This window comes from Streptomyces sp. NBC_01497, from assembly GCF_036250695.1.
Taxonomy (GTDB): Bacteria; Actinomycetota; Actinomycetes; order Streptomycetales; family Streptomycetaceae; genus Streptomyces.
The window spans coordinates 7,309,821-7,333,564 of record NZ_CP109427.1 but is presented as its reverse complement, the minus strand read 5'-3'; the positions used below and the strand labels follow the sequence as shown (position 1 = coordinate 7,333,564).

Annotated in this window: 20 protein-coding genes and 4 pseudogenes; 16 read left to right on the top strand and 8 right to left on the bottom strand. The window is 70.7% G+C overall.

The genetic code is table 11. The annotated features are described in order from the left end of the window. Window position 1 precedes the first annotated feature (1 nt). Window positions 2-1,636: a glycoside hydrolase family 13 protein gene (locus OG310_RS31080; protein WP_329459158.1), complete on the top strand. Its 1,635-nt coding sequence runs from the start codon at window positions 2-4 to the stop codon at window positions 1,634-1,636. A gap of 1,033 nt (window positions 1,637-2,669) precedes the next feature. Beyond that, on the top strand, window positions 2,670-3,974 hold the full coding sequence (locus OG310_RS31075) for a sialidase family protein (protein ID WP_329459157.1): 1,305 nt from the start codon (window positions 2,670-2,672) through the stop codon (window positions 3,972-3,974). Between the two features lie 775 nt (window positions 3,975-4,749). Here the strand turns inward: OG310_RS31075 and OG310_RS31070 are convergent. After that, the gene (locus tag OG310_RS31070) at window positions 4,750-5,514 is read right to left on the bottom strand and encodes a transposase (protein ID WP_329459156.1); all 765 of its coding nucleotides are present in this window, start codon (window positions 5,512-5,514) and stop codon (window positions 4,750-4,752) included. Between the two features lie 369 nt (window positions 5,515-5,883). Here OG310_RS31070 and OG310_RS31065 point away from each other — a divergent pair. After that, window positions 5,884-7,014: pseudogene (locus OG310_RS31065) on the top strand (IS701 family transposase); the annotation flags it as partial. Between the two features lie 582 nt (window positions 7,015-7,596). Here OG310_RS31065 and OG310_RS38620 read toward each other — a convergent pair. Continuing rightward, window positions 7,597-8,196 carry an SDR family NAD(P)-dependent oxidoreductase gene (locus OG310_RS38620; RefSeq protein ID WP_443078772.1) on the bottom strand — a complete coding sequence of 200 codons (600 nt, stop codon included), beginning with the start codon at window positions 8,194-8,196 and terminating at the stop codon, window positions 7,597-7,599. Beyond that, window positions 8,193-8,549, bottom strand: coding sequence for an SDR family NAD(P)-dependent oxidoreductase (locus OG310_RS31060; RefSeq protein ID WP_329459155.1), 357 nt, complete (start codon window positions 8,547-8,549; stop codon window positions 8,193-8,195). Before OG310_RS31060 ends, OG310_RS38620 begins: the two co-directional genes overlap by 4 nt. Here OG310_RS31060 and OG310_RS31055 point away from each other — a divergent pair. The 5 genes from OG310_RS31055 to OG310_RS31035 all read left to right on the top strand — a co-directional run bounded on the left by OG310_RS31055 (window position 8,540) and on the right by OG310_RS31035 (window position 12,505). Next, window positions 8,540-8,896, top strand: a complete 357-nt coding sequence (locus OG310_RS31055) for a TetR family transcriptional regulator C-terminal domain-containing protein (protein WP_329460471.1) — start codon at window positions 8,540-8,542, stop codon at window positions 8,894-8,896. The genes OG310_RS31060 and OG310_RS31055 overlap by 10 nt on opposite strands. A 634-nt stretch (window positions 8,897-9,530) precedes the next feature. Continuing rightward, window positions 9,531-10,238: a response regulator transcription factor gene (locus tag OG310_RS31050; RefSeq protein ID WP_329459154.1), complete on the top strand. Its 708-nt coding sequence runs from the start codon at window positions 9,531-9,533 to the stop codon at window positions 10,236-10,238. Then, window positions 10,235-11,755: a sensor histidine kinase gene (locus tag OG310_RS31045; RefSeq protein WP_329459153.1), complete on the top strand. Its 1,521-nt coding sequence runs from the start codon at window positions 10,235-10,237 to the stop codon at window positions 11,753-11,755. The genes OG310_RS31050 and OG310_RS31045 overlap by 4 nt, the downstream gene beginning before the upstream one ends. A 55-nt stretch (window positions 11,756-11,810) precedes the next feature. After that, window positions 11,811-12,266 (top strand): hypothetical protein, encoded by a 456-nt coding sequence (locus OG310_RS31040; RefSeq protein WP_329459152.1) that lies wholly within the window; start codon window positions 11,811-11,813, stop codon window positions 12,264-12,266. Then, on the top strand, window positions 12,266-12,505 hold the full coding sequence (locus OG310_RS31035; RefSeq protein ID WP_329459151.1) for a hypothetical protein: 240 nt from the start codon (window positions 12,266-12,268) through the stop codon (window positions 12,503-12,505). Before OG310_RS31040 ends, OG310_RS31035 begins: the two co-directional genes overlap by 1 nt. A 149-nt stretch (window positions 12,506-12,654) precedes the next feature. On the opposite strand, the gene OG310_RS31030 is transcribed toward OG310_RS31035, so the two are convergent. Continuing rightward, the gene (locus tag OG310_RS31030; protein ID WP_329459150.1) at window positions 12,655-12,870 is read right to left on the bottom strand and encodes a hypothetical protein; all 216 of its coding nucleotides are present in this window, start codon (window positions 12,868-12,870) and stop codon (window positions 12,655-12,657) included. Window positions 12,871-13,142: 272 nt separating this feature from the next. Between OG310_RS31030 and OG310_RS31025 the strand changes: the two are divergent. Continuing rightward, window positions 13,143-13,959 (top strand): annotated as a pseudogene (locus OG310_RS31025) (IS5 family transposase). Here OG310_RS31025 and OG310_RS31020 read toward each other — a convergent pair. Both OG310_RS31020 and OG310_RS31015 read right to left on the bottom strand, forming a co-directional pair. Continuing rightward, window positions 13,949-14,287: pseudogene (locus OG310_RS31020) on the bottom strand (transposase); the annotation flags it as partial. The pseudogenes OG310_RS31025 and OG310_RS31020 sit on opposite strands and share 11 nt — an antisense overlap. 281 nt (window positions 14,288-14,568) lie before the next feature. After that, complete coding sequence (locus OG310_RS31015; protein WP_329459149.1) at window positions 14,569-15,246, bottom strand: uracil-DNA glycosylase; 678 nt, start codon at window positions 15,244-15,246, stop codon at window positions 14,569-14,571. Between the two features lie 236 nt (window positions 15,247-15,482). Here OG310_RS31015 and OG310_RS31010 point away from each other — a divergent pair. From OG310_RS31010 to OG310_RS31000, 3 genes and pseudogenes are all read left to right on the top strand, one after another. After that, window positions 15,483-15,959, top strand: a pseudogene (locus tag OG310_RS31010) (uracil-DNA glycosylase); the annotation flags it as partial. Beyond that, window positions 15,956-16,972: an N-acetylglucosamine kinase gene (locus OG310_RS31005; RefSeq protein ID WP_329459148.1), complete on the top strand. Its 1,017-nt coding sequence runs from the start codon at window positions 15,956-15,958 to the stop codon at window positions 16,970-16,972. The pseudogene OG310_RS31010 and the gene OG310_RS31005, both read left to right, overlap by 4 nt. A 180-nt stretch (window positions 16,973-17,152) precedes the next feature. Then, on the top strand, window positions 17,153-18,073 hold the full coding sequence (locus OG310_RS31000; RefSeq protein ID WP_329459147.1) for a sirohydrochlorin chelatase: 921 nt from the start codon (window positions 17,153-17,155) through the stop codon (window positions 18,071-18,073). A gap of 234 nt (window positions 18,074-18,307) precedes the next feature. On the opposite strand, the gene OG310_RS30995 is transcribed toward OG310_RS31000, so the two are convergent. Beyond that, window positions 18,308-19,360, bottom strand: a complete 1,053-nt coding sequence (locus tag OG310_RS30995; protein ID WP_329459146.1) for a lactonase family protein — start codon at window positions 19,358-19,360, stop codon at window positions 18,308-18,310. Between the two features lie 271 nt (window positions 19,361-19,631). Here OG310_RS30995 and OG310_RS30990 point away from each other — a divergent pair, with 271 nt between their 5' ends. Further along, entirely contained in the window at window positions 19,632-20,339 is a 708-nt protein-coding gene (locus OG310_RS30990; RefSeq protein ID WP_329459145.1) for an HAD family hydrolase, read from the top strand. 375 nt (window positions 20,340-20,714) lie between these two features. Continuing rightward, a complete protein-coding gene (locus OG310_RS30985) occupies window positions 20,715-20,873 on the top strand; it encodes a hypothetical protein (RefSeq protein WP_329459144.1) in 159 nt (52 codons plus the stop codon). Between the two features lie 67 nt (window positions 20,874-20,940). Here OG310_RS30985 and OG310_RS30980 read toward each other — a convergent pair whose 3' ends face one another. Then, window positions 20,941-21,324 (bottom strand): BlaI/MecI/CopY family transcriptional regulator, encoded by a 384-nt coding sequence (locus tag OG310_RS30980; RefSeq protein ID WP_329459143.1) that lies wholly within the window; start codon window positions 21,322-21,324, stop codon window positions 20,941-20,943. A gap of 130 nt (window positions 21,325-21,454) precedes the next feature. Between OG310_RS30980 and OG310_RS30975 the strand changes: the two genes are divergently transcribed. Together OG310_RS30975 and OG310_RS30970 are read left to right on the top strand one after the other, a co-directional pair. After that, entirely contained in the window at window positions 21,455-22,291 is an 837-nt protein-coding gene (locus tag OG310_RS30975) for an undecaprenyl-diphosphate phosphatase (protein ID WP_329459142.1), read from the top strand. Between the two features lie 567 nt (window positions 22,292-22,858). After that, window positions 22,859-23,704 (top strand): class I SAM-dependent methyltransferase, encoded by an 846-nt coding sequence (locus OG310_RS30970; protein ID WP_329459141.1) that lies wholly within the window; start codon window positions 22,859-22,861, stop codon window positions 23,702-23,704. Window positions 23,705-23,744: the final 40 nt, after the last annotated feature.

Below are 23,744 nucleotides of genomic sequence, written 5' to 3'. Positions count from 1 at the left end.
CATGCCCGACGAGCGCGCCTGGTGGCGCACCGCCGTCATCTACCAGATCTACGTGCGCAGTTATGCCGACGGGAACGGTGACGGGGTCGGCGACCTGCCGGGCCTGACCGCCCGTCTCGACCACATCGCCCGGCTCGGCGCGGACGCCGTGTGGATCACCCCGTTCTATCCGTCCCCCATGGTCGACGGCGGCTACGACGTCGCGGACTTCCGCGGGGTGGATCCGCGATTCGGCACCCTGGAGGACGCCGACGCGCTCCTCGCACGCGCCCACGAGCTGGGGCTGCGGGTCGTCGTCGATCTCGTCCCCAACCACACCTCGGACCAGCACGCCTGGTTCCGGGAGGCGCTCGCCGACCCGGCCGGGCCGGCACGCGGGCGCTACGTCTTCCGGGACGGCCGGGAGGGCGGCACGGCGCCGCCCACCGACTGGCGCTCGGTGTTCGGGGGGCCCGCGTGGCAGCGGGTGCCCGACGGGCAGTGGTACCTGCACCTGTTCGCACCCGAGCAGCCGGACCTCGACTGGTCGCACCCCGACGTCGTCGCGGAGTTCCACGACGTGCTGCGCTTCTGGCTCGAGCGGGGGGTCGACGGCTTCCGCTTCGACGTGGCGCACGGCATGGCGAAGGACCTCGCCGAGCCCCTGCGCGACCTCGGGCCCGGCCAGGTCCACCACGCCATCGTCGGCGAGGGCTGGGAGGGCCGGCACCCGTTCTGGGACCGCGACGAGGTGCACGCGATCCTGCGGGGGTTCCGGCGCGTCACGGACGCCTACGACCCGCCCCGGATGACGGTCGCGGAGTCCTGGGCGGCGCTCGACCGCCGGGCGCTGTACACGCGTGCGGACGAGCTGCACCAGGCGTTCAACTTCGACTTCCTGGGCACGCGCTGGGAGGCCGGTGCGCTGCGCGCGACCATCGACCGATCCCTGGCCCTCGCGGCCGCCTCCGGCACCGCGCCGACCTGGGTGCTGTCCAACCACGACGTCGTGCGCCACGCCTCCAGGCTCAGCCTCCCGGAGGGCACCGACGGCGACACGTGGCTGGCCGGCGGCGGTACGCGGCCCGTGATCGCGCCCGAGGCCGTCCGCCGGCAGGCCGGCGCCGCGGCCCTGCTGCTGCTCGCCCTGCCCGGCTGTGCCTACGTCTACCAGGGAGAGGAGCTCGGGCTGCCCGAGGTCGCCGACCTGCCCGACGCGGTCCTCCAGGACCCCGTGCACCTGCGCTCGGGGGGCGCGCGCAGGGGCCGCGACGGCTGCCGGGTGCCGCTGCCCTGGTCCACGGCCGGTCCCTCCCTCGGGTTCGGCGCGGGGCCAGGCTGGCTGCCGCAGCCCGACACCTTCGGCGCGCTGTCCGTCGAGGCCCAGGACGGAGACCCGGACAGCACGCTGACGCTGTACCGCAGCGCCCTGCGCCTGCGTCGGGAGCTCGGCGGTGGCAACCGGCTCGAGTGGGCCGGCTCCGTGCCCGAGGGCGTGCTGGACTTCACCGCGGGCTCCCTGCGGTGTGTCCTCAACACCGGTTCCCGGCCCGTGCCGTTGCCCGAGGGGCCGGCGCCGCTGCTGGTGAGCACGAGCGGACGGCCCGTCGGCCCGGTGCTGGAGGCGGGCGCGGCCGCCTGGCTCCCCTCCATGTGAGTGCGTCACGGCGCCTCGGGCAGCACGCCCGGAAGGGCCCGTGGCGCGTACCCGAAAGGCCCCTGCACCCCCAGGGCCGCCTCCGTGCCCCCGCCGGAAGGCCCGGCCCCGTCCGGATGGCCCGCGCGCGGGGCCCGAAAGGCCCCATCCGGCTCGCGGCGCCTCCCGGGTCGGGGCGCCTCCCCCGGGTCGGGGCGCCCATCCGGTCAGGAGGTGCCTTCCTGGCCGGCCGGGAAGGCAAGGAGGCCAGGTTCGCCCCTGGCAGCCGCTATCCGCGGGTGCGGCGCATGCGCTATGTGTACGTGTCTGCCTGCGCGCGCCATATGGCTGCGTATGTGCCGTCCTGCTGGAGGAGGGTGGGGTGGGCGCCCTCTTCGGTGAGGTTTCCTTGGTCGAGGACGATGATGCGGGTGGCGCGTAGCTGTGCGCGTGGCCGGGGGCGGATGCACGGGTGCGCCGCCGGAGCGTTGTCGCGGGCGTGTCCGGCCTCCTCGTTCGCCTTGTGGACGTGCGGCGGATCGGCGGGTTCGGGGGTGCGCCTGCCTCCCGTGCGGTCGGGCCTCGGCCGCGTTACGGGCCGGTGCGGTGCGGACGTGGTGATGCCTTCGAGGAGCAGGGTGATCAGTCGCGAGGCCAGCTCGCGTTGTTTCTCGTGCCCGCTGATGAGCGGTGCGATACCGATGCCGAAACGGCCGTAGCGCTGCGCCAGCCCACCCTGGCCGAGGACATCGCTCGGCTGACGGTCTTCCCGGCTACCCCCATCGGCCCCGCGGCAGCATCCGCAATCGGCCAGTGAACTTCGACGAGATCATCTGCCCTGGGCCGCCGGCGCTCAACGCTTCCACGGGTGTAGGGGACATCCTTCGAGACTGTGCACCTCGAAGAGGAGGGTTGCTCCGACTCCATGCGGATGACAGAAGTGAGGGCGCCGACGAGGATTCCCCACAACCGGGACCTGTCTCCGCACCGATGGGGTGGGTGTCCTGGTAGGAGCGCACGGGAGGACGCGATGGCTTCTGGTCAGGGAGGCGATGTGGCACGACGCACGGTAGTCGGCTTCGCCGGTGTGGCGTTGGCGAACCTGGCCTCGGCTGCGCCGGCTTCCGCCGGGTCGCCTGCTTCCAGAAGGGTGACATCCGATGAGTTCACCGCTCATGTCGAACCTGTGGTTGCCGTGGACCCGATTGATCCGCGTCATTTGCTCGCGGCCTGCAGGGTGTTCATCGGCTCACGGATCGGCGTGGCTACTTACCACTCGGATGACGGTGGCCTCCGCTGGCAGGCTCTGGGCCTGTTGCCCAATCTGGTGCCGGATGCCTGCGGGAACCCCACGGTCGGCTTCGACCAGGAGGGTCGTGGATATGTTTGCGCAGTGCAGGCCACCGCGGCGTCCCGGCAGGGCGATGCACTGGTCTGGCGATTTGACTCCGCGCGGAACCGATTTGCCCAGCCCGTCACAGCGGTGAGCGGCGGTGATGGGCTCGCAGACCACCCCTCGATGGTCGTCGCAGGCCGTCAACCTGGCGCCCCGGCCACGCTCCATGTCGTAGCACGACTGTTCGGCACCGCCGCCGACGGACTGGTCATCACCCGATCCGACGACGGCGGACAGACGTTCCAGGAGACGCACACGTTGCCTTTCACCGGGCCCGCCGCATCCGCCCCCGTATTGGCCGTGGGCGAGTCCGGGACCTTGTGCGTGCTTTACACCACCCCCTCCCCCACTGGTGCGCTGGCAGTGTGCGCGACCACCTCCCATGATCGCGGTGCGACTTTCCAGCCAGCGCAGACGCTGGTGGAGATCCAGGAGACCGTGCCCAACCTCAGCCCGCTGTCGGCACGCAGCGTGCCCGCGCTTGCCGCACTGGACGAGCGTGGGGCGTTTTGTGCGGTGACGACCGCGTTCGATGAAGCGACGGGCGTCTCTCGCCTGATGGCCATCCCCTTCCGCGGCCTGAACAACAGGTCACAGGAGACGGCAGTAGATGTTGCCACCAGCTCGGACACGATCTACCTGCAACCCCAGATCGCCAGCAACAACGAACACATCGCCATCACCGTCTACGCGCTGAGCCTGAGCACACGTCTCATGGACGTCCTGCTTTTTCAGGCTCCGGCACCACGAGCCGCCACTTTCGACCTTCGGTTTCGACCTCCAGTCGGGCTCACCTCAACCCCGTTCGACCCCCTTCAAGCGGTGGATACCGGCGACAGTCCCTGGCTCGGTAACTACCAAGGGCTCACCACCGGGCCGGATCAGTCCTTCCATCCGGTATGGACGGACACCCGCAACGGCACGGCCCAGATCTTCACCGCCCGGCAGATTCCCTGCCACTGACAAGCCACACCAGGCAGTCGCGACAGAACAGGCCGCGGCAGCGGGGCGCTGCTCGCGCCGCCGATGCTGACCGCTTTGGCATACGAACTGAGCCAAGGACAGCAGCAGGGCTTCACTGCAGTTGTCCCCCTGGTGTTGCTCGTGCTTGCTGTCCTTCTGGGCACCGCGCTCGTGTTCACGGAGCGCCGAAGTACACATCCCAGGAACTTGCTCCGATCGACGAGTGAATCCGCAAGGAAGCCCCTGCACGCCGAGGACCGCCGCGGTGAGTGCCTGACGCTGTCGAGGATCTTGAAAAGTCCAGGAAGGAGACCTTGCGGGCGTCGGTGCAGGCGGCCCCACCGGGCACTGCCGGCAGTCGCTGGAGGCGAACTCGGCGTTGACGTAGGGCGCGAGGGAGGGCGGTGTTGACCACCGGCGGCTGACCTTGCCCTGCGGGCAGGTGACCTGCTGGGCGTCCCAGTCGATGGTGAATGCTTCGCGGTGGAAGACGGTGCCCTTGCGGGAATGGCGGGCGCTTCTGGCTCGGATGGCTCCGACCAGGCCGAGGCCGTGCTCGCGGGCGACCTGCTGTTTGAGCGCGACGGAGAGGTAGCCGCCGTCGACGAAGTGCTCCTTCGACAGCAGGTTCCGATCATCGAGGTTGGCCAGGATGCCGGGCAGGGCCTTGGTGTCGTGGACGGGGGCCTTGGTGGTGGTCACGTCGGTGATCACGCTGGGGGTGTCGGGGTCGCTGGTCTCGGTGACGTGCGCGAGGATGCCTTTCCAGCTGGTCTCACCGCGGCGTGCGTAGCGGGCGCTCACGTCGTAGGGCGAGACGATGGCGAGAGCTGAGGGCGAGGGCCGGCCTCCTCGGGCTCGCGCCACTTCGGCCGGTCCTGCGAGGATGTAGTTCTGCACGAAGATCTGACGTAGGGCCTGAACCTGCTCGCCGTCGCGCAGGGCGGGCAGGTAGCGGTGGACGTAGCGCAGGAGCAGGCGGGCGTCCTCGCCGGTGTCCTTGATCCGGGTCTTGGGCTTGGAGGGGTTTCTTACCGAGCCGGGCCGCACGGCCGTAGCGCTTGCCCCAGTCCTCGGTCACCAGGCCGACCAGTTCGTGTGGCGCCCGCCGGGCGAGCTCTTCCAGGGCGGCGCGCATGGCCTCGGTGACCAGCTCCAGGCGGGTCAGATCGCGGACCGCTCGCCGGGACGTGGGTGGAGTCGGCGCGCTGCCGGCCGCGCTGCCGCACCAGGCCGACAGCCTGATCTTCTCCAGCGCCAGGTCGCGCAGCTTGTCTACCCGGCCCTCCACGGCCAGACGCTCGCGGAAGTCGGCCAGCACGCTGTGGTGGAAGCCGGGGTCCTCCAGATCCATGGCCAGGGCGCACTTGAAGTCGATGCGATTGCGCACGGACTCGGCGGCCTGCCGGTCGGACAGCTCCAGCAGGAACTGCAGGACCGACACGGTCGCCAACTGGGCAGGTGACAGGCCCGGCTTGCCGTCCCGCGGGAACCCCTCCTCGAAGTCCTCATCGCTCCACAGGCGGTTGCTTGCGGACACACATCTCGAACCTCCGAAATCGTGGGCGCCAACCGTCCCACTAGCCCGGATCACGGGGGCCATGGTTCCTGGAGCGGCTACCACGAACGAGTGAACGCCATCGACACACCCGTCACGACAGCAACTCCAACACGAGAGAGCACGAACGATGCGTTCGCCCAACGGTCACCAGGTCGCCACCCCGTTCTCCATCGAGCTGACGGCCTACTCGCTGAGCCTCTGAGCAGTGGAAACGGATCGCTCGCCCGGCATCTTCATCATGATCGAAAACCCCGGAAACCAAGATCCCCGACAGGTCAGGCCCTGGTACTCCACCAGCAGCGGATCGTGTCCTGAGCTGGTTGTTGTCGTTATTCTGGTATGGAGGGCATGAGTAACGTCGCTGCCTGGTCAGCGGAGTTGGAGTTGGTGCTCGCTCGGGTCGCGGGTCGGTTCGCTCGGGCGGATCTGCGGTGGCGGATGCGGGATTACGTCCGTGGCCTGCTGGGACGTGCGGCGCGCAAGAATGGCTGGCAGCTCGCGGAGTGGGCAGGTCACCGTACTCCTGACGGCTTCCAGAGGCTGTTGCACTCAAGCGTCTGGGATGCGGATGCCCTTCGGGACGACGTGCGGGAGTGCGGGAGCACGTGGCCGACACGCTCGGTCAGGGTGGCGTGTTGATCATTGATGACACCGGCTTCATCAAGAAGGGGGCTTCGTCGGCAGGGGTGGGCCGGCAGTACACCCGGGGCATCCGGCAAGATCGACAACTGTCAGATCGGAGTGTTCGCCGCCTACGCCACACCTCGTGGACGTGCCCTGGTGGACCGGGAGTTGTGTCTCCCGAAGGCGTGGATGGGTGACCGGGAGCGTTGCCGGGCGGCGAAGATCCCTGAGGAGCGGGAGTTCGCGACCAAAGGCGAGATGGCGAAAGCCATGGTCACCCGCTGTCTTGCTGCGGGTCTGCCCGCGCAGTGGGTGACGGCGGACGAGGCATATGGGCAGGAGTGGAAGTTTCGTCGCCTGCTGGAGGAGCTCGGCGTCGGCTATGTCGTCGCTGTCCCGAAGTCGCAGCAGGTCAAAAGTCTGGCCGGGTTCTGGCGGATCGACGAGCTCATTGCCCAGGCGCCGGAAGATGCCTGGCAGCGGCTCTCGTGCCCAGACGGCGCGAAGGGCCCGCGGATCTACGACTGGGCGAGGGCGAGGGTGCCGTCGATCAGCATCTTCGACGGCGACCAGCCGACCCATCACCGTTGGGTCCTGGCCTGGCGCAGTCTGGCTCGGCCTGAGGAGATCGGCTACTACTTCGCCTACGCACCCACCAGTTGCACGGTCGCCGACCTTGCGCGGGTGGCCGGTGCGCGCTGGGCGATCGAGGAATGCTTCCAGTCGGCGAAGAACGAGTGCGGCATGGACGAATACGAGGTCCGCCGCTACGTCGGCTGGTATCGGCACATCACCCTCGCCGTGCTCGCCCACGCCGTCCTGGCCGCACTGGCGGCGCAGGCAGGCCAGACCGAAAAGGGGGGTGCAGAAACGAATCACCCCTCGCCCCACTCACCCTGGCAGAGATCCGCAGACTCCTGGACGCTTTCCTGCCCCACCCGCGAGCCGACCTCGACAGGTCACCCACACACTGAACTGGTCGACCTGGAGACGGCACCGACAAGCTGTCGCTCGCCACTGCCACTACAAAAGACGCAGCTCAGGACACAATCCGCTGCTGGAGTACTAGCGAGGTCCGTCAGCCCATGTCCGTCAGGAGGGCGTTCAGTTGCTTCTCCTGCTGCGCAGGCGACATCGGCGGGTTGGAGTGATCGATGCTAGGCCGTCGAAGGGCTTTCCCAGCCACCGGGCGGCTCTGGCCCGCCTCCGGAGGAGGGGAAAAGGGCCACGTGCAAGTCCGCCGCCATCGGCGCAGCCGGGACACACCTCGATGTCATTGCGCCCACGGCGCTCCGAATGATCAAACGCTCCACCGTCGAGGGCATGCTGGACGGGCAGCCGAACGAGCCGAATCGCCGCAGTGCCGACCGACCCAGTTCCCCTCGTTTCTCGCCCCGGCTGCCAAAGTGGTCGTGCGGGACAGCGAACTGCGGGCAATCACTTGCGGCGCCGTGCCGTACCCCCGGGCCGAACATCGGCGTGGGACAGCTCCACGGCACTCTCCCTGCCCCTGCAGAGCGTCGCTCGCGCTTCGCAGACCGACTTGCGCGAGGCAGCTCCGGCAGGCTGCGTCCCGCCCGGGAGCCGGCCGGCCCCCCGCGTCCTGTGGCCGCAGGAGAGGTCAGCGGGTGTGTCGTTGCTGACGAACCCCTGTGGAAGTGGCTCAGAGCGGATCCGAGGCGTCCCAGATCTGGCCGGAGGCGTCCGAGGTGAGCCGTGCGACCAGGGGACAGCTGAAGTCTGAGGTGTGATCAGCATTCTCTGCTCGTGGTTTCGAAGAAAGCGGGCGTGGGTCTCCTCACTCACCCGTCCCGAGCCCTTGGTGCGGACGAGTTCCTGCATGGCGGTGTCCACGGATCCGGGGCGGTAGATGTTGGCCGTGACTCCGGTGCCGGCCAGTTCGGCCGCCAGGTTGGTGGTGTGCGCCTCGAGGGCTGCCTTCGTTGTGGCGTACGCGTTGCCGCCGATCATCGCTGCGGGGTGGGCCACCACGATGCTGGATACGTTGACGATCCTTCCCCACCCGGCCTCGATCATGGCGGGGAGGACGGCGAAGGCGGGGATGCCGGTGCGATCACGTTGATGCCGAGCGAGGGGGCCCATGTGGCGGGATCCATTCCGGCGCTGCGGCCGAGCGGCTCGACGGTCGCGGCGTTGTTGACGAGCATGCCGATCGGGCCGAGCGCGGAGACCGCGCGGTCCACGGTCGTGGCGAGCGCCGCGGAATCGGCGAGGTCCGCGACCAGAGCCAGGGTTTTGCCACCGCGGCCTTCCACCAGGCGGGCGGTCTCGGACAGTTCGTGTTCGGACCTCGCTACAAGGGCCGACGTCACGCCCCCGTCCGCGAGCGCGATCGCGACCTCTCTCCCAATACCGCGCCCTGCGGGCACTCGAAGCCTGGCGCGATGCCATCATCGCTGCCCAGCGGGCCGTCGGGTGCCAGGGCGGCTGTCCGATCGGGGCGTTGTCCGCAGAGCTGTCCGATCGCGACCTGCAGGCCCACGCCCGACTCGCCGCAGCTTACGGCGCGTGGGAGGACGGCCTGCACGTAGGGCTGCAGGTCATGCAGGACCGGGGTGAATTGACGGCGGACGCCGACCCCGCATACTTTGCCCTCGCCCTACTCACGGCCGTGCAAGGTGGTTTGATCATGGATCAGGCCCGCCGTGACAAAGTTTCGCTTGAAACCGTGCTGAACGCCATGATCGAACGGGTCCGCTGCCTCGCCACCGCCTGAGGCCCACGCCTGGTGTGGAAACCGCAGGTAGCTGTCCAGTGCTCCGTGGTCTATGGACAAGACCGCGTCCGGTGGATGGCTTTCAGTCGAGGCTCTGCGGTGCGGCGGGAGGCACGTGACATCGGCGGGCCGAATCTTCCGGCAAGGATCCATGCGAACTCGTCGTGGTCGGGGTTGCCTGGACGCCCGCAGAGGCAGACTCCGAAGAATCCGGGCGTGGCACGAAGGCCTGGTGGAAACCTCGCGATGGCCTGTAGTCGTGGTGGTAATGGACTGTCGGATACCGAGAACGCGTGCGGAAGGCGGGCGACGGCAGGCGAGACGCCCACCAGCCGGGCTGACCGTCACTGATGATGCCGGAATTGCGACGTAGCCGATGGCCCCCACCGTCCACGAGTGTGCCCACCGTGGCCGTGGCCTGTCCAGGAGGTGCGGGTGTCTCGTGAAGGCCGACGACGTCGGGCATCCCGTGCATCGGCCCGGAGACTGCCGTGACTGCGGCGAGCCTTCGACATGGTGGGGGCAGATACTCGGCGGTGTCGGGGCGGTGATCGGCGAAGCCTGGTCTCACATGGACGAGGTATACGGTCCGAAGTCGGCTGCCGCTGGACGGCCGCCAGATCGGAGAGAACGGATGGATCGCCAAGGGGCCTCCGGCGGTGTATTGGTGGTCGACGACGACCCGGCGACTCGCAGGTCCCTGGAGCGCGGGCTGCGACTCAACGGTTTCCGCACGCGGACCGCACCCGACGGCGAAGCCGCCCTCGCCGTGATCAGGGCCGCACCGCCAGACGTCCTCGTGCTGGACGTCTCCATGCCCGGTCTCTCCGGCATCGAGGTGTGTGCCGTGCTCCGGGCAGACGGGGTCGAACTGCCGGTTCTGATGCTCTCGGCGCTGGACGAGGCGGCCGACCGGATCGCCGGTCTTCAGGCCGGCGGGGACGACTACCTGGTGAAGCCGTTCGCCCTGCAGGAACTGGTACTGCGACTTCGCGCCCTGCTGCGCCGCAGACCGCCCTCGGACCAGGAGATCGTACGGGTCGCGGATCTCGTGCTCGACCCGGCGGCGCACACCGTGCGGCGCGATGGCCACACCCTCGACCTGACCCGGCGCGAGTTCGAACTGCTTGTGTGCCTTGCGCGCAACGCTGGTCTGGTCCTCACTCGCGGCCAGTTGCTGGAACGCGTCTGGGGATACGACGCCGAAGTGCGCAGCGACGCTGTCGACACGTTCGTCAGTTATCTGCGGCGCAAGCTGGAGTCGGAAGGCCGTCCCAGACTGCTGCACACTGTGCGTGGGGTCGGATTCGTCCTGCGGGAGCAGGACGGCGGTGTGTCGTGAGGCTGTCCACCCGTCTGGGTCTCGCGGTCGGCCTCACACTGCCCTTGCTCGTCCTCGCTTCAGGTTGGCTGGTGCTGCAGTTCGTGTCGCGAGACCTGTCCCGGGAACAGGACCAGCACCTGCGGGACCGAGTCGCTGCCGTGGTCCCCGAGGCCAGTACCGTACTGAAGGCCGCCGCGGCCGACCGTCCCGACACTGTCGAGCAGGCGCGGGCTCGTCGGCTGTACGCTGACGCGCTCGATGTGGGGGTCAGGGTCACCGGACCGGACGGTACGTTCGCGGGTGGCCCCCAGCCGGGCCCTGACGTGCGGCTGCCCGCGAAGGCCCGGCAGCCTGTCACCGTCCGCGACCGGGGGCGGCAGTGGCGAGTACTCTCCCGGTCCCTCACCATGGGCAGAGCCTCGGTCACCGGCACGCTGTGGGTGTTCTCCCCCGACACCGCGGCTCGCACTCAACTGGGTCTCGTACGTCGGCGCGTAGCCATGGCGGCACTTGTGGCCGCGCCTCTTGGCGGTGCTGTCGGCTGGGGGATCGCCACCGGCGCGACGCGCCCCCTGCGAAGACTCCAACAGGCCACCAACGGGCTCGATCCGCGGACGAGCTCGGTGCGGTTCCAGCATCGTCCGACCGGTACCAGTGAGGTGGACGACCTGGCGGACACCATGGCTACAGTGCTGGACCGTTATGACGAGCAGGCCGCGCGCATCGCCCAGGCCCTGGACACGGCCCGCTCGTTCTCCTCCGCCGCGTCCCACGAGATGCGGACACCGCTGATGTCGATGGGAACCAATCTCGACATCATCGAAGCCCATTCCGACCTGCCCGCGCAGGACCGCGCGGAGATCGTCGGAGAGCTACGCGCCGAACATGCTCGGTTGCGGAACCTGTTGGACGAGTTGCGGGCACTGGGCCGCGCCGATCTGGTGGAGTCGAACGCCTTCCATGACACAGACGTTGCGGAGATCGCCGAGTCTGCCGTCGCCGAGGCCCGCAGGCGAGCCCCCGAGGCCGTCGTGCGTCTACGGACCGGCACGGATACCGTCATGAACGCCTGGGAGCCGGGCCTGCGGCTCATGCTGGACAACCTGTTGGCCAACGCATTGATCCACGGCTGCGATCCCGCGGGCGCCGTCGAGGTGGACGTCGTCCTCGAACGGAACACCGACGAGCTGATCCTTACCGTGGACGACCGCGGTCCGGGAATACCCAGCGGGGTACGCGAGGAGATGTTCGCTCGATTCAGGCGGGGCCCCGGCAGTTCGGGCAGTGGCCTCGGGCTGACGCTCGTGGCCCAGCAGGCGGCACTGCATCGCGGAACGGCGGAGGCCGGTGAACGGCCCGGCGGGCATGGCTGCCGCGTCACCGTCCGCCTTCCGACGAGCCAGGGCATCTCCTCGGCCCCGGCGCGGTTCAACTGGTTGAGAGCCGACCCGGAACGGCCGTCCGTGCCGCCTCGTGGCCCGCGTGCGAAACCGCCGTCCTCACCGTCACAGGATTTTCCCAAGAAGCGCCTCTAGCCTCCTGATCGGTCACCGCGCCTGCGGAGGCCGCACCCTGCGCCCGGAGGCATCCATGCTCCCCATCACCGCACACCGCAAGCGGGCTGCCATCGTCGGCCTGGCAGCGGCCGCCCTGCTGGCCGGCTCAACCACCACCGCTCTCGCGGCTGCCCCTGCGTCAGGACACGCTCCCAAGAGCGATGGGGATCGGCAGATCTGCAAGCGCCTGCCGAAGGTCGACAAGCGGCTGGACCGTGCGCTCAAGCGCCTGGACGGGGGCCCCGAGGTCGCCGGATCGGTGCAGCGCCTGGACAAGCGGGTGGACAACGCGAAGTCTCAGGGCGACACCGCGATCGCGACTTACCTCGGCCACCGGCTCACGACCCGCACATCCCTCCTCGCCACCGTCAAGCAGCGCCAGGACGACCTGAAGGACGTCAAGACGTGGTGCGGGGCCCACGACAACGGCAAGAAGAACACCAAGGACGGGAGTCCCAGCCCGTCCGGCAGCAGCGACACGAGCAGCTGATGCTGCCCGGCGGCCCGCGCCGACGGCGCCTCGCCCTGTTCTCGGCCGTACCGGCACTCGCCCTGCTCGCAGGGCTGACCGCAGGCTGCTCAGGACACGAATCCACGAGTGGGACCAAGGCGTCACCGACCGCTTCGTCGTCTGCCGGCAGTGGTAGCGCGGCCGAGATGGAGAAGAAGCTGGACGCGGCGGAGTCCGCGGCCGCCCAGGCCGAGAAGGACACCGCCACGGACAAGTAGTCCCGTCCAGAGGCGTTCCACTGTCCCGCCTCCCGCGCATGCGACCGCCGCCTGCTGGTCCGAGTCCGAGCGCCACGGCCGCGGAGCCCGGGCGTGTGCCTACCCGGTTCCGTGGCCATGCGCATCCCCGTCTGGAACCTGGAGCCGGGTCAGGATCGATCCAACGGCAGCGGGGTGCGCCACGACAGGCCACAGTCATAGTGAGCCATGAGCATCACCGCACCGGTAGTCGCGATCATCCCACTGAGAGCGACGAAAGGTACGGCTGCCTCGTGGAAACGACGCCACCCCGTGCCCAGCCCACTGTCGAACAGCACGACGATCAGAGCTGCGGTGACCACCTGCTCGATCAGGCCGATCGGCACTGTGGCCCCGCCCCGGCGAGATGTTCAAGACAGCTGCCGAACCCACGGGACGTTGGGGACGCGGCTGGCGGTGGTCGGCCCTCCAGCGCGGTGTGTCCGAGCTGTTTATCGTAGGTGTGCAGCCGGCCGGGGGAGGGTTTGGCGTCGTTCGGTCCCAGGGCGGTAGGAGGCGTAGGCCCATTCGTCAGCCCATTCGTCGAGGAAGGTGACGACGCCGTCGTCTGGGACTGCCAAGACCGTGTCCTATGTGGAAGCGTCTCGTTGAGCTGAACATGGGGCGAGGTACGTGGAGTTGGATTGTTCCGGACGGTCTGTGGGAGATCGCGGAGCCGTTGATCCCGCCGTCGAAGGTGCGGCCGCAGGGCGGCGGGACGCAGGACACGCCTGATGAGACGCTGTTCGCGGCGAACATCTACGTCCTGGTCAGCGGCTGTGCCTGGCGGGCCTTGCCGCCATGCTTCGGGATATCGAAGTCGACGGCCCACCGCAGGTTCTTGATCTGGTCGAGGGCCGGTGTCTGGGGCCGGCTCCACGAGGAGATCCTGCACCGCCTGGACAACGCCGGCCTGCTCGACCTGTCCCGGGCGGTGCTCGACTCCGCGCACGTGAGGGCTAATAAAGGGGCGAACTCACAGGTCCGAACCCCGTGGACCGGGGCAAGTCGGGTTCCAAGATGCACGTCTTGTCGGACGCGAACGGGCTGCCCCTCCTTGTCGGCGTCTCCGCAGCGAACACCCACGACAGCCTCGCGCTGAAGCCCATGGTTCAGAGTCGCCAAACGAGACACGACCCTCACCGCGGCCGCTACTTCAAGCCCAACGCCTGCATGCAGACAGCGCATGTGACGTCCCTCACCTGCGGAAATGGCTATGGGGCAAGCACATCGGCGTACGCATCGCCCGCAAGGGAGTCGAGTCCAGCGAACGGTTAGGGCGTCGACGTTGGGTCATCGAGCGGACGATGTCACGGCTGACCGGCTACCGCCGCCTCAACCACCGATACGAACGCCACCCCCGCAACTACCTGGCCTTCCTCGGACTCGCCGCCGCCCTCTGCTGCTACAAGCGACTCGCCCGCCTCACCACCTAGGACACGGTCTAAGTGGCGCCTTCCAGCGAATCGTCCAGCGTTTGCGGCCCTTGCCGGTCGGGGCGAGGCTCATCAGTGCAAGGTAGACGCACTTCAGTGCGGCGGCCTCAGTGGGGAAGTGCCCGCGGGCCCGGACCGCCTTGCGTATCCGGGCGTGGACGGACTCGATGGCGTTCGTCGAGCTGACGGCCGTGCGGATCTCAACGTCGAAGGAGAGGAAGGTAAGGGACTCGGCCCAGGCGCTCTCCCAGAGCCGGATGATCGCCGGGTACTTCTTCCCCCAGACGTCCTGGAACTCTCCGAAGAGTTCGGCCGCCGCGCTCTCGTTCCACAGGTGCCGACCAGCACTGCAATGCCCCTGACGGCCCATCCGGACGAGCGTCAAGATACCTCCGAGAGCGTCATTTCAGCTCAAGATATCGCCTGTAACGCACATAGCGCACATCACGCACACCCATCAAAGCCGCAGGTCAGCGGCCCTTTGCGACAGGTTCAAGGATCGCGACGCACTCGACATGGTGGGTCATCGAGAACAGGTTGAAGAGGCCGGAGCCGACGTCGAGGCCTCCGCCCCCACGGGCGCGTCCGGGCGGGCAGAATGCGTGTCTGTTACGGGAGTTGCCAGTCGACCGGCTGGGCCCCTTGCTGTGTGAGCAGGTCGTTGGCCCTGCTGAAGGGCCGTGAGCCGAAGAACCCGCGGTCCGCCGACCGGGGCGACGGGTGGGCGGACTCGATGACCGGGCAGCGGCCGAGGTGCGGTCGCAGGCTGCGGGCGTCGTTTCCCCAGAGGATCGACACGAGTGGCTTCTCCCGGGCCACGAGGGCGCGGATCGCCTGCTCCGTCACCGTTTCCCATCCCTTGCCGCGGTGTGATCCCGGTTGGCGGGGCGCCGTCGTCAGGACCCTGTTCAAAAGGAGAACGCCTTGTTGTGTCCAGGGCGTCAGATCACCGTTGGAGGGTCGTGGCGTACCGACGTCGTGATGCATCTCCAGGAAGATGTTCTCCAGGCTGCCAGGGACGTTGCGTACGTCGGGAGCCACGGCGAAGCTGAGTCCGATGGGCATCCCCGGGGTGGGATACGGGTCCTGTCCGACGATCAGGACCCGGACATCCTCGAAGGGCTGCTGGAACGCGCGCAGGACGTTCGGCCCGGCCGGAAGGTACGTCCGGCCGGCCGCGATCTCGGCCCGGAGGAAGTCCCCCATGGCGCCGACCCGTTCGGCGACAGGTTCGAGGGCCTTCGCCCACCCGGGTTCAACAAGCTCGTGCAAAGGTCGTGGTGCCACGGCCGATCACTCTACTGGGCCGGGTGGAGCAGTCGGGCCGGGTGGAGCAGTTGCCCTCCCGGACGGGGCGACCTCGAAGGCGCTACCCTTCGTCGTCGTCGAGATCATCAAGCCGCGAGCAGAGCGCGCGGCGGCTCAGGAGGGACGGGAGGAGTCCGGTGCGTCCAGTGATCAGTCCGTTCACTCGCCGTCGTCACGCCAGGACATCCTCTCGCCCCGCATACCTGCGTCCCGGAACTCCCGCACACGCCGTGGGGGTCGGTTTCTCCGTCGCGCCCGACGTGCGCCCGCTGCCCGGCCGCCCGGAGAGCATCCACGGGGAGCCGGGCAGCGATCTGGTTCTGCCGAGGCCGTCCACCGGTGACCTCACGCCCTGGACCCGGCACGGCGTCCTGCTCCTCAACAAGGCGTTGACGACCGCGCCGCGCAGGACCGCCGCGCACCGGGGCAGGGGCCGGCAGGAGGTCACCGGGCAGGCCGTCCGCGCCCTCGCTGCGCGCGGGAAGCCGGCCGTGTGCGGGAAGCCATGGGTGTCGATCCTCGGGGGCCGCGACGCCCGCAGTTCGCGTCCACCGCTCGGCGACCGCCCGGCGATCGAGTCGCTTCACCCGTCCCCGATGTCGGCCGACGGCGGCTTCCTCGGCTCACGGCCGTTCATCCGCGCCAACGATCTCCTCCAGGGCGCGCAGCCCGTGGACCGGCGGCGGCCGTGAACCGCGTGCTGGGCGTCGACTCCGGCGGATCGGGGCTCAGGATCGCGCTGGGTCTCGCGCGGGGCGGGCCGGGTGAGACGGCCGTACGGACGGCCGGCGTCGTCACCACGGCCGAGCCGGTGCGTACGGGGGCCGGCGGCATCGACGCGGAGCACCTGCTCGAACAGGTGGTCCCGGCCGCGCGGAAGCTGCTGGCGGACGCGGACGCGGCGTCCCCCTCCTCGGCGGCCGGCGGGCAGCGGGTCGGGCGGCTCGCGGCTGTGGCCGTCGGCGCGGCCGGGATGGCGACGCTCGGCGACGACCTGCGGGCCCGGCTGCCCGGTGCGCTCCTCGACGCCCTGGGGGTCCCCCGGCTCGTTCTGGCTGCCGACGCGGTCACCGCGTACGCGGGTGCGCTCGGCCGGCGTCCCGGTGCCGTCGTCGCGGCCGGCACCGGCATGATCGCCCTCGGCACGGACCTGGTGCGGTGGCGCAGGGCCGACGGCTGGGGCCATCTCCTCGGCGACAGCGGGGGCGGCGCCTGGATCGGCCGCGCCGGCCTGGACGCGGCGATGCGCGCGTACGACGGCAGGCGCGGCGGCTCCCCCGCGCTGCTGGCCCGCGCCGAGGCGGTCCTTGGACCCGCGCCCGAACTGCCGGGGCTGCTCTACCCGCGCACGGACCGGGCGGCCGTGCTGGCCTCGTTCGCTCCCGAGGTGGCGGCCTGCGCCGGGGACGACCCGGTGGCTGACGGCATCCTCGCTGAGGCGGCCGGGCACATCGTGGACTGTGCCGCGGCGGTCTGCCCGGCCTCCGGCGCCTGCCGTGTCGCGCTCACCGGTGGCCTGTTCGGCATCGGCGCACCGCTCCTGGCCCCCGTACGGGCCCGGTTGGCGGCACGCCTGCCGCACGCTTCGCTCGCGGACGCGGCGGGCGACCCGCTCGCGGGGGCTCTGACTCTGGCCGCCGCGCTGGCCGCCGGGGCGCCGCTTCTGCCGCTCGATCCGCGCCTGTTGTCCGTAACGCACCCCTGACGCCCGGGCTGCGGCGTACGCCGCGGCGCGCCACCGGGGGCGTGCACGGCGCCCCCCGCGTGCGGGGATACCGCCGGGCGCATAACCGGAAAGCCACCTAAACGACAAATACGGACGGCTCGCTCGGATACCGCCCCTCCCCGAACAGTCGCACCGGCAAAACCAGTAGCATTCGGCGCCATGAGCACCCCCACTGGGCCCGCACCCGGCCTGCCCGTACGAATGCCGCGCCCCCGTCAGTCGGGGCGCCACCGACGCCCGGACACCGTGGCCGCTCCCCAGGGCGCGCCCACGCTGGTCCTGGCCGTGCCCGGCACGCCCGGCCCCGCGGTCCGCGCGCTGGCCGACGAACTCGCGAGCATCACCCGGTCCGAACTGCCGGGACTGGAGGCCGCGGCCGCCTACCTGGACGGCGACGACCAGGAGTACCCGACGGTCGGCGGTGCGGTGGCACGGGCGGCCGCACTGCGCGACGAGCGCCATGAGCTGGCCAAGGCCGCCGGGCGGGAGGTCGCGGAGCCCGAGGGCCCCGCCGCCGTGGTGGTACCGCTCCTCGCGGCAGCCGACGCCGCACTGATCACGCGGATACGCGAGGCCGTCGCGGGAAGCGGCGCCCAGGCCGAGGTCACCGACGTGCTCGGCCCGCACCCCCTGCTCGCGGAGGCGCTGCACGTGCGTCTGTCGGAGGCGGGGCTCGCCCGCGCGGACCGCGCCCGGCTGTTCACCGTCGCCACGGCGGCGGACGGCATCATCCTCGCCTCCGTGGGCGGCAAGGAGGCCGTGCAGACGGCCGGAATCACGGGCATGCTGCTCGCCGCGCGCCTCGCGGTGCCGGTGATGGCGGCCGCGCTGGACGAGGAGGGCGCGGTGGCCGCCGTCGCCCAGCAGCTGCGGGACGCGGGCTCCGCCCAGCTCTCGCTCGCCCCCTACGCCGTGGGCCCCGAGCTGCCCGAGGGGCTGCTCGACGCTGCGGTGAAGGAGGCGGACTGCGCGTCGGCCGAGCCGCTGGGCGCCTACCCGGCGATCGGCAAGCTGGTACTCGCGCGGTACGTGGCGGCGACGGGTGTCGTCCCGCAGACGCAGGAGTCACCCGCACCGTGAACCGCCGGTCCACCGGTGCGGTGCACGGGCGGGCGGGTGGCGGGAAGCCGGTGCGCAGGCCGGCTCCCGGGTCGTACGCACCTCCCAGTGGGGCGTACGTGCTCGGACGGGCGGCGTACGCGGACCGTGGCCGTCCGTGCGGGACCCGTGCCGGAACCGATGGTTCCGGCACGGGTCCCGCCGTAGGCGCGGGGACCGGCCGCTACGAGCGGCGATCCCGCGTCAACACCACGGTCAGTCGAAGACCACGCAGGCCGGCGCGGGCAGTTCCAGCGCGCCCGCCTTCACCGGGACTCCCGTAGCCGGGTCGATATCGAACCAGGTCACGTCGCCGGAGTGCTCGTTGGCGGCGTACAGGCGGCGGCCCGCCGGGTCCAGTGCGAGGTCGCGCGGCCACCGGCCGCCGCACGGCACGGTGGTGACGAGTTCCGCCTTCTCGCCCGAGTCGTCGAGCGCCAGCACGGAGATCGAGTCGGGGCCGCGGTTCGCGGCCCACACGAAGCGTCCCCCGTGGTCCATCACGATCGCGGACGCGTTGCTCTCCTCGCGCCCCGGGGCCGACTCCGGCAGCAGCGGCGCCTCCCCCAGCGCTTCCAGCGTCCCGGCCTCCGCGTCCCAGCGGCACACCGTCAGTGACGGGTGCAGTTCATGCAGGACGTACGCGTGCCGGCCGTCCGGGTGGAACACGAGGTGCCGGGGGCCCCGGCCCCGGGTCAGCACCGTCTCGGAGTGCGCGGCGAGCGTGCCGGCCGCCGCGTCGAGCCGGTACACGCGCACCGAGTCGGTGCCCAGGTCGACGCCGACGATCCACCGGCCGCTCGGGTCGGGCAGCACCTGGTGGGCGTGCGGGCCTTCCTGCCGCTCGGCGTTCGGGCCGCTGCCCTCGTGCGCGTGGACGCTGCTCGCGGCGCCCAGGGCCCCGTCCTCGCCCACCGGGAGCACGGTGACGCTGCCGGAGACGTAGTTGGCGACGAGCAGGTGGCCCTCGGCGAGCGTCAGGTGCGCCGGGGCGGCGGCTCCGAGCTCGCGGAACTCCCCGAGCGGCGCCAGCGTCGCGTCCGCGCCGACCCGGAAGGCGGCGGCGAGTCCGTGGTCCGTCTCGGAGACCGCGTAGAGGACTGCCGCGTCATCGGAAAGCTTCAGGTACGACGGCTCGGGCAGGGCGTCCTGCACCGAGCGCTCGGTCAGCGCCCCGGTGTCCGCCGCCACGTCCGCGACGACGATGCCGCGGCCCCCCGCTCCCGTGTACGACCCGATGAAGGCGCGTCCGCCGTGGTGCTCGCTCACGCTCAACTCCCCTTGTTCCTCGTTGCTGCCGGCCGTGCCCGGCCGCCCCTGCCCGCTGTGACGGCTGCCGCCGGGCCACCGTGCGCGCGTGGCGCCGGGCGGCGCGGTCCCGGCGACGGTAGCAGGGACGTTTGCGCTGGTACACCGTGGTGCCGGGCTGTCGCCGTGCAGGGCGGGCCCGACGCGGCAGCCGCGTGCCGAGCCGCCGCGACCGGCAGGTCGGGTGCGGCCCGGCCCGCACCGCCGGAACGGTCCTTGGCATGCTGGGGGCATGAGCACTTCGCGGACCACGGCCGTCCTCTTCGACCTCGACGGCACCCTGGTCGACACCGAGCCCCTGTACTACGAGGCGACCCGTCGGCTGCTCGCGCACCACGGCGTGGCGGACTTCACCTGGGAGCAGCACGCGGGCTTCATCGGTGTCGGGACCCGCGAGACGCTGGAGGTGCTGGCGGCCCGGTTCGCTCTCGCCGCCCCGGTGGACGCGCTGCTGGCCGAGGAGAACACGCGGTATCTGGAGCTACTGCGCTCGTCGGCCGAGGTGTTCCCGCAGATGCGGAAGTTCGTCGAGAGGCTGCACACAGCGGGTGTCCCGATGGCCGTGGCGTCGGGTTCCTCGGGTGAGGCCATCGACGCGGCCCTCGCGCACGGCGGCCTTGAGGGCTTCTTCACGGTGACCGCGTCGGCGGAGGAGGTCGCGGCGGGCAAGCCGGAACCCGACGTCTTCCTGGAGGCGGCACGGCGCCTCGGCGTGCCGCCCGGCGCGTGCGCCGTGATCGAGGACTCGGCGCCCGGGGTCGCGGCGGCGCACGCGGCGGGCATGCGCTGCCTGGCGGTGCCGTCCGTGCCGCTCGCGCCGGGCGCGGAGCCGGAGGGGGCGTTCGCCACCGCGGAGCTGCTGTTCCCGGGCGGGCACGGCGAGTTCACGGCCGAGGCCGCGTACGACTGGCTGCTGGGTACAGGCACCCAGCGGGCGTAGCGCGACGGGTCGGGGCCACCGCCGGTGCTGCCGCCCGCGGGACGTCGCGGGGCCCGGCGGGGTGCGTCCCGTACCTGACGGCGCCCTGGCCCGGCGCGCGCGGAGGCGGGGTGGGACGTGGTGACGTCAGTGGTGTCGCCGGTGACCGGGTCCCGTGGCCGCGGCATCGCGCCCCGTCGGAAGCTGGACGCCAAGGCGGTCCCGGACAACGGCGGCGCCCGGGTCTTCGAGGACCGGGCGCGGAGTCGCCGAGTTGCGTCACATCGGTGGTGAAGAGCGTCCTGACGGACGGGCGCCGCAGGGACACACCCTTGAACTCGTCGACCCCGGCAGTGATCTGATGTCTGGCCAAGAACTGATGTCCGATCAGGAACCGTGGGCGCCGCCTTCATCGGGTTCGACGGCATCCATCGGAGGGGCGGGCGGCCGTTCGCGGGTGCGGACGCGGGAGCCATGGGCGCGGAGGGCACGGACCCGCGCCGCACGCACGAGGACGGCACCGGCCTGAAGGCGGTGGTGTGGGGCTGTGCGTGACGTGGGGGTTGTGCGTGGCGTGGGAGCTGTGCGTGGCGTAGGAGCTGTGCGTGATGTGGGCCCCCGGTCAGCGGCCGGTGTCCTGGTCGAGGAGGTGGCGGAGCAGCTCCGCGTCGTCGGTGGTGAGGCCGTCGGCGAAACGGGCCAGCACGGCCGCCCGGTCAGGGCGTCCGTCGAGGACGGTGCTCATCCTGCGGGCCGCGAACCCGGGGTCGTCGGTGACCGGGGCGTACGCGTAGGCGCGTCCGCGCGGCATCCTCGTCAGCAGCTGTTTGGCGTACAGCCGGGTGAGGATGGTCACCACCGTGCTGTACGCGAGGGCACCGCCGAGGCGCTCCGCGACGTCGCCCGCCGTCAGCGCCTCCCCCGCGCGCAGGAGGAGGCCGAGAACTTCGGCTTCCCGCTCGCCGTTGGCCCGCTTCCGGCCCCGTCCGTGTACGCCCGCATCCATCGGTTTGTCGTTTCCTCGCCTGTCTTCTACAGTCGTGTAGAACTTCTACGGCGGTGTAGAAGCTGCCGTGTTTTCCGAGTCTGTCACACGCCCCTCCCACCTCCGTCCCCCTCTCCACCAGGACAGCTCCGTGAGTGCTATCAGCGTTGGCCAGGCCGCCGTGCTCGGTGTCGTGGAAGGGGTGACCGAGTTCCTCCCGGTCTCCTCCACCGGACACCTGAAGATCACCGAGGGCCTGATGAACATCCCCGTCGAGAACGCTTCGGTGGTGGGCTTCTCCGCGGTCATCCAGGTCGGCGCGATCGCCGCCTGCATCGTGTACTTCTTCAAGGACCTCGTGCGCATCATCGGCGCCTGGGGCCGGGGCCTGCTGCACAAGGAGGAGCGCTACCACCACGACTACAAGTTCGCGTGGTGGGTGATCGCGGCGACGGTCCCGATCGTGGTCGTGGGCCTGGCGGCCAAACCCCTGATCGACGGGCCGCTCGCCTCCCTGTGGGTGGTCGCGGGCTCCCTCATCGCCGGCAGCGGCGTGATGTGGGCGGCCGACCAGATGGGCCGCCACAAGCGCGGCGAGGACGACACGTCCTTCAAGGACGCGATGCTGGTGGGCTGTTCACAGATCCTGGCGCTCCTCTTCCCAGGCTTCTCCCGCTCCGGCGCCACCATGTCCACCGCCCTCGTCCTCGACCTCGACCGGATGGCGGCCACCCGGCTCTCGTTCTTCCTCGGCATCCCGGCCCTGACCGGCGCCGGGATCTACGAGCTCAAGGACGCGCTCGGCACGGGGGTGGGCGCGGCCCCGCTGGCCGTCGGCACCGCGGTCTCGTTCGTCGTGGCGTACGGGTCCATCGCCTGGCTCCTGCGGTTCGTCGCCCGCCACTCGTTCAACGCCTTCGTGATCTACCGGATCGTCGTGGGAGTGCTGCTGCTCGGACTGCTCGGTACGGGGGTGCTGAGCGCGTGAGAACCCGGTCGAAGCCGCCTGGCGCCGAAGGGCCCGACGCGCCCGACGGCGCGGCCGAGGGGGCCGGGGAGGCGGGGAAGGGCTGTGCCGTGTGTGCCGCCCTGGTACGCCAGTGCGCGCAGGCACGCGAGTGCGGCGAGGACCATCGCGCCGAGGAGTGCGCGGCGGAACTCCTGAACCACCGGCACGCCCTGGAGGACCGTTCGCGGGGGACCCGGGACGCGCCGGCTCGGACGGGGGCCGGGCCCGCTTCGTGGGCACCCGCGGGCGGTCGATCCCCACGAGCTTGACCGGCGGGCGCGTGACCTGCTGACGCGTCGGACGACGTTCGACCCGTAGCGCCGTGGGAGATTGCCTGAGATCGTCTGCCGCGCGGGGCTGAGGACGGCCCCGTCCGGGCCCTGGAGGGGTGCTTGACCGGACGCCGGCGCAGGGTCCGGGGCGGGGTTGCCCACTGTTCTCGTCCTGGGCCCGCGGCAGCCCGCTCCCGACGTCTCGAAACACTGTCCGACCTGGCCCTTCACCCGCCTCGCTCGTATGCTCGATCCCGGTCGAGAGGGGGGCCGTATGGACCGGAACGTACGCACTGTCGAGGATGTTCTCGCGCTCCTGGACGGGCTGTTCACATCTGATGCGGCGACCGGCCGCTCGACGACCGGCGACCGGGAGGGTTTCTGGGACCGCTTCTACGCGGACCGGTCACAGCCGGTCCCGTTCTTCGTGGAGAAGCCCGACGAGAACCTGGCTGCCTGTCTCGACCAGGGTCTGGTCGCCACCGGCACGGCCCTGGACCTGGGATGCGGGGCGGGCCGCAATGCCCTGTACCTCGCCGCGAACGGTTTTGACGTCGACGCCGTCGACCTCTCCCCGGTGGCCGTCGCCTGGGCCGGGGAACGGGCTCGCGCGGCCGGCGTCGAGGTCCGCTTCCTGTGCGGTGACGCTTTCGCCCTCCCCGCGGACGAGTTGAGCGGCCCCTACGACCTGGTCGTCGACTCAGGCTGTTTCCACCACCTGCCGCCGCACCGCCGCGCCGGTTACCTCGCTCTCCTCGACCGCGTCCTGGCCCCCGGCGGCCATCTCGCCCTCACCTGCTTCGCCGCAGGCGAGAGGGGGATGGGCTCCGAGCTCTCCGATGCGGAGCTCTACCGCGAACGCACGTTGGGCGGCGGTCTCGCCTACACGCCCGCGTCACTGCGCTGGATCTTCTCCGACCTGGCGCAGGTCCAGCTGCGCCGCATGCGCGCGGAGCCGCCCGAGTCGGCGCTCTTCGGTGTGCCGTTCCTGTGGACCGCGCTGTTCCGCCGGGATACGGCCTCTGCCGCGTCAGCCGATGTCCCCCCGGTGGGCGACTTCGCGCAGGCGCCCGTCCTCGGCACGCGGCACCGGTACACGCGGCGACCGGAGGAGGCGTGACCACGGGGCGAAGCCTGCCTGACGCGGCACCGGTTTCCCC

What these genes read in the sequence shown, in the direction of transcription:
- OG310_RS31050 (WP_329459154.1), top strand. Translation starts at nt 9,531, where the DNA reads ATGGATCGCCAAGGGGCCTCCGGCGGTGTATTGGTGGTCGACGACGAC.
- OG310_RS30980 (WP_329459143.1), bottom strand. Translation starts at nt 21,324, where the DNA reads ATGGATGCGGGCGTACACGGACGGGGCCGGAAGCGGGCCAACGGCGAG.
- OG310_RS31035 (WP_329459151.1), top strand. Translation starts at nt 12,266, where the DNA reads ATGCTGCCCGGCGGCCCGCGCCGACGGCGCCTCGCCCTGTTCTCGGCC.
- OG310_RS31000 (WP_329459147.1), top strand. Translation starts at nt 17,153, where the DNA reads ATGAGCACCCCCACTGGGCCCGCACCCGGCCTGCCCGTACGAATGCCG.
- OG310_RS31040 (WP_329459152.1), top strand. Translation starts at nt 11,811, where the DNA reads ATGCTCCCCATCACCGCACACCGCAAGCGGGCTGCCATCGTCGGCCTG.
- OG310_RS38620 (WP_443078772.1), bottom strand. Translation starts at nt 8,196, where the DNA reads ATGATCGAGGCCGGGTGGGGAAGGATCGTCAACGTATCCAGCATCGTG.
- OG310_RS30990 (WP_329459145.1), top strand. Translation starts at nt 19,632, where the DNA reads ATGAGCACTTCGCGGACCACGGCCGTCCTCTTCGACCTCGACGGCACC.
- OG310_RS31080 (WP_329459158.1), top strand. Translation starts at nt 2, where the DNA reads ATGCCCGACGAGCGCGCCTGGTGGCGCACCGCCGTCATCTACCAGATC.
- OG310_RS30970 (WP_329459141.1), top strand. Translation starts at nt 22,859, where the DNA reads ATGGACCGGAACGTACGCACTGTCGAGGATGTTCTCGCGCTCCTGGAC.